The 13,252-nt window shown below is 68.5% G+C and carries 14 protein-coding genes; 7 read left to right on the plus strand and 7 right to left on the minus strand.

All coding sequences use genetic code 11. The features are described 5' to 3' along the window. Position 1 precedes the first annotated feature (1 nt). Positions 2-784 carry a TatD family hydrolase gene (locus tag C936_RS0101990; protein ID WP_018175060.1) on the plus strand — a complete coding sequence of 261 codons (783 nt, stop codon included), beginning with the start codon at positions 2-4 and terminating at the stop codon, positions 782-784. Beyond that, on the plus strand, positions 781-1,512 hold the full coding sequence (locus C936_RS0101995; protein WP_018139720.1) for a ThiF family adenylyltransferase: 732 nt from the start codon (positions 781-783) through the stop codon (positions 1,510-1,512). The genes C936_RS0101990 and C936_RS0101995 overlap by 4 nt, the downstream gene beginning before the upstream one ends. A gap of 71 nt (positions 1,513-1,583) precedes the next feature. Here C936_RS0101995 and C936_RS0102000 read toward each other — a convergent pair whose 3' ends face one another. The 4 genes from C936_RS0102000 to glyQ are packed head-to-tail and all read right to left on the minus strand — an operon-like array spanning position 1,584 to position 6,066. Beyond that, positions 1,584-2,225: a hypothetical protein gene (locus C936_RS0102000; RefSeq protein WP_018649129.1), complete on the minus strand. Its 642-nt coding sequence runs from the start codon at positions 2,223-2,225 to the stop codon at positions 1,584-1,586. Then, positions 2,215-2,970 carry a 1-acyl-sn-glycerol-3-phosphate acyltransferase gene (locus C936_RS0102005; protein ID WP_018649130.1) on the minus strand — a complete coding sequence of 252 codons (756 nt, stop codon included), beginning with the start codon at positions 2,968-2,970 and terminating at the stop codon, positions 2,215-2,217. The genes C936_RS0102000 and C936_RS0102005 overlap by 11 nt, the downstream gene beginning before the upstream one ends. Before the next feature lie 9 nt (positions 2,971-2,979). Continuing rightward, positions 2,980-5,061 carry a glycine--tRNA ligase subunit beta gene (gene glyS / locus C936_RS0102010; protein WP_018139723.1) on the minus strand — a complete coding sequence of 694 codons (2,082 nt, stop codon included), beginning with the start codon at positions 5,059-5,061 and terminating at the stop codon, positions 2,980-2,982. Positions 5,062-5,121: 60 nt separating this feature from the next. Further along, positions 5,122-6,066 carry a glycine--tRNA ligase subunit alpha gene (gene glyQ / locus C936_RS0102015; RefSeq protein WP_018139724.1) on the minus strand — a complete coding sequence of 315 codons (945 nt, stop codon included), beginning with the start codon at positions 6,064-6,066 and terminating at the stop codon, positions 5,122-5,124. 86 nt (positions 6,067-6,152) lie between these two features. Here glyQ and C936_RS0102020 point away from each other — a divergent pair, with 86 nt between their 5' ends. Both C936_RS0102020 and glnA read left to right on the plus strand, forming a co-directional pair. Beyond that, positions 6,153-7,427 (plus strand): cation diffusion facilitator family transporter, encoded by a 1,275-nt coding sequence (locus tag C936_RS0102020; RefSeq protein ID WP_018139725.1) that lies wholly within the window; start codon positions 6,153-6,155, stop codon positions 7,425-7,427. A gap of 196 nt (positions 7,428-7,623) precedes the next feature. Further along, the gene (glnA, locus tag C936_RS0102025; protein ID WP_018175062.1) at positions 7,624-9,033 is read left to right on the plus strand and encodes a glutamate--ammonia ligase; all 1,410 of its coding nucleotides are present in this window, start codon (positions 7,624-7,626) and stop codon (positions 9,031-9,033) included. 98 nt (positions 9,034-9,131) lie between these two features. Here the strand turns inward: glnA and C936_RS0102030 are convergent, their stop codons facing one another. Next, positions 9,132-10,028 carry a lysophospholipid acyltransferase family protein gene (locus tag C936_RS0102030; RefSeq protein ID WP_018139727.1) on the minus strand — a complete coding sequence of 299 codons (897 nt, stop codon included), beginning with the start codon at positions 10,026-10,028 and terminating at the stop codon, positions 9,132-9,134. Next, positions 10,003-10,797, minus strand: coding sequence for an ATP-binding protein (locus C936_RS0102035; RefSeq protein ID WP_026278800.1), 795 nt, complete (start codon positions 10,795-10,797; stop codon positions 10,003-10,005). Before C936_RS0102035 ends, C936_RS0102030 begins: the two co-directional genes overlap by 26 nt. Before the next feature lie 210 nt (positions 10,798-11,007). Between C936_RS0102035 and C936_RS0102040 the strand changes: the two genes are divergently transcribed. From C936_RS0102040 to dtd, 3 genes are all read left to right on the plus strand, one after another. Then, positions 11,008-11,298 carry a hypothetical protein gene (locus C936_RS0102040; RefSeq protein WP_018139729.1) on the plus strand — a complete coding sequence of 97 codons (291 nt, stop codon included), beginning with the start codon at positions 11,008-11,010 and terminating at the stop codon, positions 11,296-11,298. Positions 11,299-11,370: 72 nt separating this feature from the next. Further along, positions 11,371-12,357 (plus strand): prolyl aminopeptidase, encoded by a 987-nt coding sequence (pip, locus tag C936_RS0102045; protein WP_018139730.1) that lies wholly within the window; start codon positions 11,371-11,373, stop codon positions 12,355-12,357. Continuing rightward, entirely contained in the window at positions 12,354-12,797 is a 444-nt protein-coding gene (dtd, locus tag C936_RS0102050) for a D-aminoacyl-tRNA deacylase (RefSeq protein WP_018175064.1), read from the plus strand. The genes pip and dtd overlap by 4 nt, the downstream gene beginning before the upstream one ends. Before the next feature lie 77 nt (positions 12,798-12,874). Here the strand turns inward: dtd and C936_RS0102055 are convergent, their stop codons facing one another. Continuing rightward, the gene (locus C936_RS0102055) at positions 12,875-13,171 is read right to left on the minus strand and encodes a hypothetical protein (protein WP_018139732.1); all 297 of its coding nucleotides are present in this window, start codon (positions 13,169-13,171) and stop codon (positions 12,875-12,877) included. Positions 13,172-13,252: the final 81 nt, after the last annotated feature.

Genomic DNA, 13,252 nt, shown 5'->3' on the forward strand with positions numbered 1-13,252 from the left:
GGTGCACCTGATCGATACGCATGTCCACCTGGACCTGGACGCGTTCGATCCGGATCGCCCGGCGGTGCTGGACCGCGCCCGCGCCGCCGGGGTTCAGGAACTCGTCCTGCCCGGCGTCACCCGCGCACGCTGGCCGGACCTCGACGCCTTGTACCGCCAGCACGCGGGTCTGCATGTCGCCTACGGCCTGCACCCGATCTTTCTGCAGGCGCATGCGGACGCGGACCTTGACGCCCTGGAGGCCTGGCTGGATACGCACCCGGAGACCATCGCGGTCGGCGAGATCGGGCTCGATGGCTATCAAGAGGGGCTCGACTGGGACCGCCAGTGGCGCTTCTACACGCGGCAGCTGGCCATCGCGCGGGAGCGCGACCTGCCGGTGATCATCCACAGCCGGCGCGCGCTGGACGCAGTGCTGAAAGGCCTGCGCCAGCAGCCCGGCGTGACCGGGATCCTGCATGCCTTTATCGGCTCGCCGCAGCAGGCCCGACAAGCGGCGGATCTCGGCTGCTGTCTGGGCATCGGCGGGCCGGTGACCTACGAACGGGCGAAACGACTGCACCGCGTGGTGCGCGAGGCCCCGCTGGAGGCGCTGGTCGTGGAGACCGATGCCCCGGACCAGCCACTGGCCGGGCACCAGGGCGAGCGCAACGAACCGATGATGACCGCCGAGGTGAACCGCCATCTGGCCCGCCTGCGGGACATCGACCCGGCCGAGATGGCTATAATCACGTCACAAAATGCACGCCGGGTCCTCCGGCTCCCGAACGACCCGGATCCATGAGCACGCCCCACAATCCCTACAGCGAACGCACCGACCTCCTGCTGGGTCCCGACGTCACCGCCGGCCTGCGCGACCGGCATGTATTCATCGCCGGGCTGGGCGGGGTCGGGAGTTTTGCCGCCGAGGCGATCGCACGCGCCGGGGTCGGACGCATGACGCTGGTGGATCACGATGTGGTCGCCGCCTCCAACCTGAACCGCCAGCTGGTCGCACTGCGCTCCACCGTGGACCAGCCCAAGACCGCGGTGATGGAGGCACGCATCCGCGATATCGACCCGGAGATCGAACTGAACATCCAGCGCGAGTTCCTGCGTCCGGACAGCATTGCCGACCTGGTGCCGGAAGACGCCGACTTCGTGCTCGACGCAATCGACTCCATTGCTTGCAAGGCGGCGCTGGTCGCCGGGGCCCAGCGCCGCGGCCAGGCGGTGATCTCGAGCATGGGGGCCGGCGGGCGCATCGACCCCACGGCCGTACGGGTCGGCCCGCTGGAGTCCACCCGCGTCTGCCCGCTGGCGCGGCAGATGCGCAAGAACCTGCGCCGCATGGACGCGCGGCTCGACTACCCCGTGGTGTTCTCGATCGAGCAGCCGCGCAAGGGCACCGAACACCGGCCGGTCGAGGGCGGCCGGCCACGCTCGGTCAACGGCACGATCTCCTACCTGCCCGCGATCTTCGGCCTGACCGCCGCCGGCCACGTGATCCAGACCCTGATCGCCCGCGCCTGACTCGCCCAGCCCCGTCATTGCGAGGCGCAAAGCGCCGCGGCAATCGCCGAGGAGCTCCCCCAGCGGTCCTGCTATTCGTCGAACACGGCCTCGATGCGGGCCTGGATGTGCTGGTCGGCGTCGGGGCCGTACTGCGTGCCGGCCGGGTCGAAGCGGTCGCAGAAGGCGTAGGCGAACTTCAGGTCCTTCACGCCCAGGGCGCCGAACAGGCGCGCCTCGAAGGAATGATCGTCCGGCGTCTGGATCAGCGTGGGCCAGCCATCCGCCCCCGGCGCCAGCGCGGGCCCGAAGAACACGACGCCCGGCAGGTTCTTCAGCCGCAGGGCACAGGTACCCTCGGTCACCCCGGCCATCGGCAGGAAATCGATGGTGCGCGACAGGCGCTGCTTGCGGTTGAAGGCGATGTCGATCTCGCCGCCGGCCGCACGGATTGCCGGTGCCTCGGCCTCGAACGCCAGGGTCTCCAGCCCAGCCGCCCGCCAGGCATCCAGGTCCTGCGCGCCATGGCGACTGGGCAAAAACAGGTAGGCGGGCTTTGTGATCGCCCGAATCGCCTCCAGCAGGGATTCGGAATACGCCGGGGCGTTGACCAGCACGCCCCCCAGCTCGCGGTCGTCGATCAGCCAGACGGCCGGGTCCGAGGCGCCCACGCGGTAGATGCTGCGGTCACGCAATTCGACCAGCGGGGCACTGATCAGCGGTTCACTGCTCATGCGGCTCCTCCGACGGCGATTTCGCGGGACGCGGCTCGATCTCGGCCATGGTGGTCTCGATCCATTCTTCGGCTTCGCTTAGTACCTCGACGGGCTTGCGCCCGGCGGTCTCGACTGGCGGGCCGACCACCACCTCGATGGTGCCGGGGTAGCGCCGGAGGCCCTTTTTCGGCCAGAAGCTCCCGCTGTTCAGCGCCACCGGCAGCACCGGGTATCCGGTGCGTGCCGCCAGTATTGCGCCGCCCTGGCGGTAGCGCCCGTGCTCGCCCGGTGCCACGCGCGTCCCCTCGGGAAAGACGATCACCCAGCGGCCCTGGTCCAGGCGCTGCTGACCCTCCGCGACCAGGTTCTCCAGCGCCTGACGCCCGGCCTCGCGGTCGATCGGGACCGGGTCCAGCATGGACAGGGTCCAGCCGAACAGGGGGATGCGCATCAGCTCGCGCTTGAGCACCCAGGTCTGCATCGGAAAGATCGCCACATAAGCGACCGTCTCCCACGCGGACTGGTGCTTGGAGAGCACCACATGCGGCCGCGAGGGGTCGATGTGCTCGGCACCGCGCACCCGGTAGTCCAGCCCGCAGGTGATGCGCAGCCACCAGACGTTGAAGCGCCCCCACTGGGTCAGGACGCGATAGCGCGCCGGGCGCGAAAGCGGCCAGATCAGCGGCGGGACCAGCAGGCCGAACACCAGCGTGGAGCCGATAAACCCCAGTTGGAACAGGAGGCCTCGGATCAGGGGGAGCATGCGGCGGCGCTATCCCGTGGCCAGGCGGCCGATGTCGGCCACGGTCTCGAACGCGCGGCGCAGTTCGCGCAGCAGCGCCAGGCGGTTGCGCCGCTCGGCGGCATCCTCGGCCATCACCATCACCTGGTCGAAGAAGGTATCGACACGATCACGCAGGCCCGCCAGCTCGCCCAGTGCGTGCAGGTAGTCGCCATCGGCCACCGCCTGCTCGACGCCGGGACGCACCGCCTGCAGACCCTGGTAGAGCTGGCGCTCCTCGTCCAGCGCCAGGGCCTCGGGGTCGAGGTCGGCCTCGGCCTCCTCGCCGGCCTTGCGCAGCAGGTTGTGGATGCGCTTGTTCGCCGCGGCCAGGGCCTCGGCCTCCGGGCGCTCGCGGAACAGGCTGACCGCGCGCACGCGGCGGACGAAGTCCAGCGGGGTATCGGGCACGACCGCGGCCACCGCCTCGATGGTCTCGTGCGCCTGGCCCTGCTCCAGCAGGTAGCCGCGCAGGCGCTCCAGGATGTACTCGCGCACCGGTTCCACCGCCTGGTCGGCCTCCGGCACCCGTTCGCGGATCGGCTCGGCCGCGGCTTGCAGCAGCGGGGTCAGGGCCAGCGGCAGTTCGCGCTCGACCAGGATGCGCACCAGCCCCAGCGCGGCGCGGCGCAGGGCGAACGGGTCCTTGGTACCGGTGGGCTGCTTGCCGATCGCGAAGATCCCGACCAGCGTATCCAGCCGATCCGCCAGCGCCAGTGCCTGGGCCAGCGGGACATCCGGCAGCTCGGAGCCGGACTGGCGCGGCCAGTAGTGCTGTTCGATCGCGGCCGCGACCGCTTCGTCCTCGCGGTCGTGCAGGGCGTAGTAGCGCCCCATCGTGCCCTGCAGCTCGGTGAACTCGAACACCATCTGAGTCACGAGATCGCACTTGGCCAGGCGCGCGGCGCGCGCGGCCAGCCCGGCATCCAGCCCCATCAGGCCGGCCAGGCGCTGCATCAAGGCCTCCAGACGCACGGACTTGTCGCGCAGCGTGCCCAAGCGCTTCTCGAATACCACCGAGTCCAGCGCGTCCAGCCGCTCCTCCAGGCGCTTCTTGCGGTCCTGCTGCCAGAAGAATTCGGCATCGGCGAAGCGCGGGCGCAGGACGCGCTCGTTGCCGTCGCGCACCGCGTGCGGGTCGCGCGACTCGATGTTGCTGATCACGATGAAGTGCGGCTGCATGCGCCCGGCCTCGTCGACCACCGGGAAGTATTTCTGGTTGTCCTGCATGGTAGAGATCAGCGCCTCCTGCGGGACATCCAGGAAACGCGGATCGAAACCGCCGGTCAGGGCCACCGGCCACTCCACCAGCGCGGTCACCTCGTCCAGCAGGTCGGCATCGACCAGTGCGCGCCCGCCCAGGGCCTTGGCCTGCTCGTGCACCTGCGCCAGGATGTTCTCGCGCCGCGCCTCGAACGACGGCTCGACAAAGCCGGGGCTGCGCAGCCGCTCGGCGTAGTCGTTGCCGCGCTTCAGCTCCAGCGCACCGGGCTGGTGGAAGCGGTGACCATGCGTGGCCCGCCCGGCGGTCTGCTCCAGCACCGTCATCTCCAGCACCTCGGTCCCGTGCAGGACGACCAGCCAGTGCGCGGGGCGCACGAACTCGGTGCGGCTGCTGCCCCAGCGCATGCGCTTGGGCGTGGGCAGGGCCTCCAGCGCGGCCTCCAGCATCTCCGGCAGCAGCTCGCCGAGGGCGCGGCCCGGCTGCATCTGGCGGAAGACCAGGTATTCGCCCTTGTCGGTGGTCTCGCGTTCCAGGCGCTCGACCTCCACTCCGCAGGAGCGGGCAAAGCCCAGCACCGCCTTGGTCGGCTCGCCGGCGGCGTCGAAGGCGGCGGCCACGGCCGGGCCGCGGCGCTCCTGGAGCTGGTCGGGCTGGCGCGCGGGCACATCGGGGAACAGCACGGCCAGCCGCCGCGGGGTGGCGAAGGCCTCGGGCGCGCCCGGTTCCAGCCCGGCCTCGCGCAGGCGGGTGGCCAGGCCCTGGGCCAGGGCGTCACGCAGGCGCGGCAGGGCGGTGGGGGGCAGCTCCTCGGTGCCCAGTTCGATCAGGAGTTCGCGGGCTTCAGCCATGTCGGGTCCAGTTCGGGTCCATCAGGGCCGCGCGGTCGGGCGCACGGTCCGGAAAAGGGTTCAGGCGGCGTCGGGCTTGTTCGCGTCGTCGTCGGCGCATAGCGGGAAGCCCAGGGCCTCGCGCGACTCGTAGTACTTCTGGGCGACGTTTCGCGACAGCTCGCGCACGCGCAGGATGTAGCGCTGGCGCTCGGTGACCGAGATCGCGCCGCGGGCATCCAGCAGGTTGAAGCTGTGGGAGGCGCGCAGCATCTGCTCGTAGGCCGGCAGCGGCAGGCCCAGCTCGATCATGCGGTCGCTCTCGTTTGCGTGCTGGTCGAAGGCGGCGAACAGGGCATCGCGATCGGCATGCTCGAAGTTGTAGGTGGACTGCTCCACCTCGTTCTGGTGATAGACGTCGCCATAGGTCACCGGGCGGCCGTCGGGCCCGACGGTCCAGACCAGATCGAATACGCTCTCCACCCCCTGCAGGTACATCGCCAGGCGTTCCAGCCCGTAGGTGATCTCGCCGGAGACCGGGTGGCAGTCCAGCCCGCCGACCTGCTGGAAGTAGGTGAACTGGGTGACCTCCATGCCGTTCAGCCAGACCTCCCAGCCCAGGCCCCAGGCGCCGAGGGTCGGGGACTCCCAGTTGTCCTCGACGAAGCGCACATCATGGGTGAGCGTGTCGAAGCCCAGGGCCTCCAGGGAGCCCAGGTAGAGATCCTGGATGTCCGGCGGCGACGGCTTCAGCAACACCTGGAACTGGTAGTAGTGCTGCAGGCGGTTGGGGTTGTCGCCATAGCGACCGTCGGTGGGACGGCGGCTGGGCTGCACATAGGCCGCGCGCCACGGCTCCGGCCCGATCGAACGCAGGAAGGTCGCCGGATGGAAGGTACCGGCCCCCATCTCCATGTCGTAGGGCTGCAGGACCACGCAACCGTGGTCGTTCCAGTAGTCCTGCAACCGGCGAATCAGGTCCTGGAAGGTGGGGCTGCTGCTGGACGGGGTGCGTTCGTGCGCCATGCGGGATCCCGGGTCAGGGCAAAGCGGACAGTATATCGGCCGGGCTCCGGCTGCGGCCACCGCTGAAGGCAGTGCAAGCGTCTTGCATGTGGCGGAGGCACGCCCATACTGAGGGCCTGACCCTGTTCGGGAGGGATGTCCTGAGCGACCCCCGCGCCAACTCCGAGGCCACGATCTCGCCCGAAAACGGCCGGCGCTACCGTGCCACGCGCCGGGTAACGGTCGTGGGCGCGGTGGTGAATGCCTTTCTTGCCCTGGCACAGCTGCTGAGCGGATGGCTGCTGAACTCGCAGGCGCTGATCGCCGACGGCGTGCACACCCTGTCGGACCTGATCACCGATGGTGTGGTGCTGTTCGCCGCTGGCAAGGCCGCGGCCTCGCCCGATCATGACCACCCCTACGGACACGGGCGTATCGAGACCCTGGCCACCGTAGTCGTCGGTGTGTTCCTCGCACTGGCCGGCCTCGGGATCGCCTGGGCCGCCGGACAGCGGCTGATGGATACCAACGCCGCGACCCCAGGGCCGGCCCCGGCCGCGCTCGCCTTTGCGGTGCTGACGCTGGTGGCCAAGGAGGGGCTCTATCAGTACACCCACCGTGTGGCGAAACGGATCGGCTCGCGGATGCTGGATGCGAACGCCTGGCATCACCGCACGGATGCGATCTCCTCGCTGTTCGTGCTGGTCGGGGTCGGGGCCGCGGTGGCGGGCTTCCCGTGGGCGGATGCCCTGGCGGCGCTGATCGTTGCCCTGTTCATCCTGCATATCGCCGGGCGCCTGATCGTGCGCAGCGCGGCCGAACTGATTGACACGGCACTGGATCCGGAGGAGGTCGCGCGCATCCACCGCACGATCATGGAAGTGCCCGGGGTGAAGGATGCGCACATGCTGCGCACGCGGCGGCATGGGAGCGACGTGGTCGCCGATGTGCATATCCAGGTCGCCCCGATGATTTCGGTTTCCGAGGGACACCGGATTGCCGATGCGGTGTACGGGGCCGTCACCCAGCGCCACGAGCGGCTGCGCGATTTTACGGTCCATGTGGACCCGGAAAACGACCAAGATCAGGCTCGAAGCTCGAACCTGCCCCTGCGTCCGGAGATCGCCGAAGCGGTGCGCGAGGCCTGGGCCGACACCCCGGAACTGGATCGCCTGGAGCAGCTTTCCATGCACTATCTGAACGGGCGCATCCACCTGACCCTGACGCTGCGCCTTGACGGGGCATGCACGCCCGCGGACCTGAACGCGCGGGGCGAGGGCCTGTCACAGTCGCTGCAGGGCCATCCGCGCCTGAAGGACCGGCTGGGTGAGGTGAAGATCCTCTATCGCCCATGCACCACTGGCGTGCAACAAAAGACTTGATGCACTACTGTGGTGCCGATGACGCACGGATATTGTGCAGCCCGCCGCGTGGTACGGGCCTGATGAGTCCTGAACGACCGTCACAGGGCCAATCGATCGAACTGGCATGATGCCTGCATAGAACCGATTCAACGCCGGCCGGGCTCGAATCGGCGCGGCGAACCCAAAGACCAAGAGCAAACCTAAGGAGACTCCCATGTCCGCAGCCGACGTGCTGAAGCAGATCCAGGAAAAGGAAGTCCGCTTTGTCGACTTCCGTTTCACCGACTCCAAGGGCAAGGAACAGCATGTAACCGTTCCAGCCCATGACCTCGACGAAGAGTCGTTCGAGGAAGGCAAGATGTTCGACGGGTCGTCGATCTCCGGCTGGAAGGGCATCAACGAGTCCGACATGATCCTGATGCCGGATGCGGAGTCCGCGGTCATCGATCCGTTCTTCGAGGACATGACCATGAACATCCGCTGCGACGTGGTCGAGCCGGCCACCATGCAGGGCTACGACCGCTGCCCGCGCTCCCTGGCGCGCCGTGCCGAGGCCTATCTGCAGAGCACCGGCATTGCCGACACCGCGCTGTTCGGGCCGGAAAATGAATTCTTCGTGTTCGACGATGTGAAATGGGGCTCGGACCTCTCCGGCTCCTACTGCCGCGTGGACTCCTCCGAGGCCTCCTGGAATTCCGAGCGCGTCTACGAAGACGGCAACATCGGGCACCGCCCGGGCGTGAAGGGTGGCTACTTCCCAGTGCCGCCGGTCGACAGCCTGCACGACATCCGCTCGACCATGTGCGAAGTGATGACCGAGATGGGCCTGACCACCGAGGTGCACCACCACGAGGTGGCCACCGCCGGCCAGTGCGAGATCGGTGTCGGCCCCGCGACGCTGACCCAGAAGGCTGACGAGGTGCAGGTACTGAAGTACGTGGTGCAGAACGTGGCCCACATGCACGGCAAGACCGCGACCTTCATGCCCAAGCCGATCGTCGGCGACAACGGCTCCGGCATGCACGTGCACCAGTCGCTGTCCAAGGACGGCAAGAACCTGTTCTCCGGTGACCTGTACGGCGGCCTGTCCGAGACCGCGCTGTACTACATCGGCGGTATCATCAAGCACGCCCGCTCGCTGAACGCCTTCACCAACCCGTCCACCAACAGCTACAAGCGTCTGGTGCCGGGCTTCGAGGCGCCGGTGATGCTGGCCTACTCCGCGCGCAACCGCTCCGCGTCGCTGCGCATCCCGTTCGTGATGAGCCCGAAGGCCCGCCGCATCGAGCTGCGCTTCCCGGACTCCACCGCCAACCCGTATCTGGCGTTCGCCGCGATGCTGATGGCCGGCCTGGACGGCATCCAGAACAAGATCCACCCGGGCGACGCGATGGACAAGAACCTCTACGACCTGCCGCCGGAAGAGGAAAAGGGCATCCCGCAGGTCTGCCATTCGCTGGACCAGGCGCTGGAAGCCCTGAACCAGGATCGCGAATACCTGACCCAGGGTGGCGTGTTCACCGACGACATGATCGATGCCTACATCGACCTGAAGATGGAAGAAGTCACGCGCATGCGCATGACCACCCATCCGGTCGAATTCGACATGTACTACAGCCTGTAAGGCATCCGCATCCGGCCCCTCGGGGCCAGATGCACCGGCCGCCGCGACCTTCGGGTCCGGCGGCTTTTTTTGTGCTCGGAACCTGGCTCGACCGGGTGTCAGCGATAGGGGTTGGGCTGGCCCTCGGGGGCCGGGTGGAAACGCTTGTAGGCCCAGTTGTACTGCTCGGGGCAGCGCCGGACCAGGGCCTCCACATGGGCGTTGATCGCGGCAGCGGCGCGGGCGAAGTCGCGGTCGGCAACCTCCGGCCCGGCCTCGATCTCGTGATAGCGAAACCCGCGCCCCTTCGGCAGGCGCTCGGCGAACAAGAACACGACATGGTCCTCGCGCCCACGCAGCAGGCGCGGCAGCAGGGTCATGGTCAGCGCCGGGTGGCCGAAGAACGGCGCATGCGTACCCGAGGCGCCCTTCGGGCTCTGATCCGGCAGGATGCCGATGATCTCGCCGCGATCACGTGACTGCTGCAGCACGCGCAGCCCGGAGCGGTCGGCCGGGGCCAGGGTCGCGCCGGTGGAGGCGCGGGCGTCGCGCACCCAGCGGTCGATCTCGGGGGTCTTGAACGGGCTGTACAGGGTGGCCATCGGCCCGTGGCAGGCGGCCTGCAGCCCGGCGAACTCCCAGGAACCCAGATGCGGGGCACACAGGAACAGCGCCCGCCCGCCCTCGCGTTCGCGCAGGCGGGCGTAGCGGGGCGGCTCGACCGCCAGTCGCTCGAGGGTTTGCGGCGTAGCCTGCCAGAGCCAGGGGGACTCGGTCAGTGCCCGGCCCATCGCCATCAGCGATCCACGCCCGACCCGGCGGCGCCAGGCGGTGTCCTTGTCCGGGAAACAGAGTTCGAGGTTGCGGCGGGTGATGCGGGCGGAGCGCGTCGGCCAGTACCAGGCCAGCGCGCCGAGCAACCCGCCCAGCGCATGATTTACGCGCAGAGGGAGGCGGGCGAGCAGGCGCAGACCGCCGGCGATCAACCGGTCACGCAGGTGCCGGCGTTCGGCCATGATCGCGGGATTCGGGTGGATCGGCCGGGGTCCGAGGCGGGATGCCGCCCTCGGTCATCAGCGGCTTCAGGGTTGTGCGCAGGTTGCGGAACAACCGCGGGTGCTGGGCCTCCTCCTGCGCGAGCAGCTGCTTCATGTGTTCGCGCTGGGTGGGCATCGCGAAGCAGGCCGGGCAGTTGTCCAGGATCACCGGCAGCCCGGCGGCCTCGGCGAAATCGCGGGTCTGGCGTTCGCGCACATAGACCAGCGGGCGGATCACCCGCAGGTCGCCTGCGTCGATCGCGTAGTGGGCCTTCATCGTACGCAGCTGGCCACCGTGGAAGGCGCTCATCATGAAGCTCTCGGCCAGGTCATCCAGGTGCTGGCCCAGCGCCAGCACGTTGTAGCCGTGTTCGCGCGCGGTGCGATACATCAGGCCGCGTTTCATTCGCGAGCAGAAGGAGCAGAACGAGTCGTTGTCCATGTGCTCGCCGGCCAGCTCCGCGATTGGCTCGGAGACGAAGTGATACGGGATGCCGTAACCACCGAGATAGTCCATCAGCCGCTGTGGCTCGAAGCCCTCGATCTCCGGGTTGATCGTGACCGCGCCAACCTCGAAGCGCACCGGTGCCCGCCGCGCCAGGCCATGCAGCAGCCACAGCAACGTCAGCGAATCCTTGCCACCGGACAGCCCGACCAGGATCCGGTCGCCCTCGCGGATCATGTCGAAGTCCGCGATGGCGCGGCCGGCCAGGCGGCGGATGGAGGTGGGGACGGCGGGCGTTTCCATGGCCCGCAACATAGGGCGGCGAGGCCCGCTTCGCAAGCGCCGCCATACCCGCAGCGGTTGCCGGATGGCGCCCATTGTCGGTGCAGCCATGCGCCGTTATGCACCCGGTGGAGGCAAGAAGCCCCGGCGCCCAGCGCCGGACGCGGGCCACACGCATGGCACCGCGCTTGCATACGGGTTGGACAGGCGCTTCAACGGTGGGGGACCGGTATGCACGATCGCAAGAGCTTGAGCCTGGCCGCCGAGCTGCGCCGGAACCTGCGCGCAGAGTTCCCGGCGGTGGCGCGGCTGTCGGTCACCAACCCCGACTTCATGGAGGCCATCCTGGACTACGCCTCACGCTCGCAGTCGAGCGCCGCCCAGGCCGCCGCGCTCTCGCTGCGCAGCGAATTGCAGCGTTCGGGGCACCTGGCACCGCCGGAAGCTGGGCCGGACTCGTCGGAACGCCACGTGGAGCCGCAACGGCGCCGGGTCTATCGGGGGCAGATCATCGACGAATAGACGGACTGCGGACTTTCCCTGCGCGAACGTTTTGGCGACACTCGGGGCCCGCAATCTAGGAAACACTGATCAATGGACACCCTTTACCCGGAGATCGAACCGCACAGCACAGGAAGGCTCGCGGTCGGTGACGGCCACGAGCTCTACTTTGAAGAATGCGGCACACCCGACGGGATTCCGGTCGTGTTTCTGCATGGCGGGCCGGGCTCGGGCTGCGAGCCGTGGCATCGGCGCTTCTACGACCCGCAGCGCTACCGCATCGTGCTGTTCGACCAGCGCGGCTGCGGGCGCTCGACGCCTCACGCGAGTCTGGAGGCCAACACCACCTGGCATGCAGTGGCCGATATCGAGCGCCTGCGCGAGCACCTGGGCATCGAGCGCTGGGCGGTGTTCGGTGGTTCCTGGGGCTCGACGCTGGGGCTGGCCTACGCACAGACCCATCCCGATCGCGTGCTGGGACTGATCCTGCGCGGGGTATTCCTGTGCCGGCCGCGGGACATCCAGTGGTTCTACCAGTCGGGGGCCGACCGCCTGTTTCCCGAGGCCTGGGCGCACTACCTACGGCCGATTCCAGCGGAGGAGCGCGACGACCTGGTCGGGGCCTACTACCGTCGGCTGACCGACCCGGATCCGGAGATCCGGCACACCGCGGCTCGCGCCTGGTCAGGCTGGGAAGGACACACCTCCTGCCTGATCCCGAACGATGACGTGATCGCGCATTTCGACGATCCGGAGGTGGCCGTAAGCCTGGCGCGGCTGGAGTGCCACTACTTCATGCACGACACCTTCCTGGAACCGGACCAGCTGCTGCGGGACGCACCACGCCTGCGCGACATACCGGGCTGGATCGTGCACGGACGCTACGACGTGGTGTGTCCGGTGGAGCAAGCGGTGGAACTGCATCGGGTCTGGCCGCAGGCGCGCATGGCGATCATCGCGGACGCCGGGCACTCGGCGGCCGAGCCAGGCATCGTGCGCAAGCTGATCGCGGCGACCGACACCCTGGCCGATGATCTCGAGGGGCAGGTCTCGGGCGGGACCGGGGCTGCCTCGACGTGATCGCGCTGATCCAGCGGGTGACCGAGGCCGCGGTGAACATCGGCGGCGAGCGCGCCGGTGCGATCGGGCCAGGGCTGCTGGCGCTGGTCGCGGTGCAGCCCGATGACAGCGAAGCGGCGGCCAGGCGGCTGCTGGAGCGGCTGCTCGGCTACCGCGTATTCGCGGATGCCGAAGGCCGCATGAACCTGAGCCTTCAGGATACCGGCGGGGGGCTCTTGCTAGTGCCGCAGTTCACGCTGGCCGCGGATACGCGCAAGGGGATGCGCCCAAGCTTTACCAGCGCCGCGAGCCCGGAGCACGGCCAGGCGCTGTTCGACTATCTGGCGAAGCAGGCGCAGGCATCGCATCCGCAAGTCGCTAGCGGGCGCTTTGGCGCGGACATGCTGGTCAGCCTGGTGAACGACGGCCCAGTGACCTTCTGGCTGGAGACGCGCGGCTGAGGAGGCCTGACCGAGGGCCCAAACAAAAGACCCGGCGCAAAGGCCGGGTCCTCGACATCACCAGTCTGGAGACCGGATCAGGCGGCGCGACGCAGGAACGGACGCTGGCCGGACTGCACGGCACGACGGATGAAGTCGGCGCGGCCGGCATCGCGACCATTCAGGTTGTCGGCGCACTGAGACGGCTCGTAGGCAGCCGCGGACAGCATCACCTCGAGCTCGCAGAGGTCGACCTTGGGCTCGGTCAGCTCTTCGGGGGTCACGTTCAGCTTGCGGCCGACGTTCCAGAACATGCGCGGGTTCCAGAGCTTGGTCTGGATACGCGGGGACTGAAACAGGGTGACGCAGCGGTTGTTGAGCTCTTGCTGATCCATGGGATACTCCTGATCGTACGGTTATTCGAGCGCGGCCGAATCTAGCCGACCCGCCCGGCGAATACAAGCGTTTCCTGATAG

This window comes from Thioalkalivibrio sp. ALJ4, from assembly GCF_000377225.1.
Taxonomy (GTDB): Bacteria; Pseudomonadota; Gammaproteobacteria; order Ectothiorhodospirales; family Ectothiorhodospiraceae; genus Thioalkalivibrio.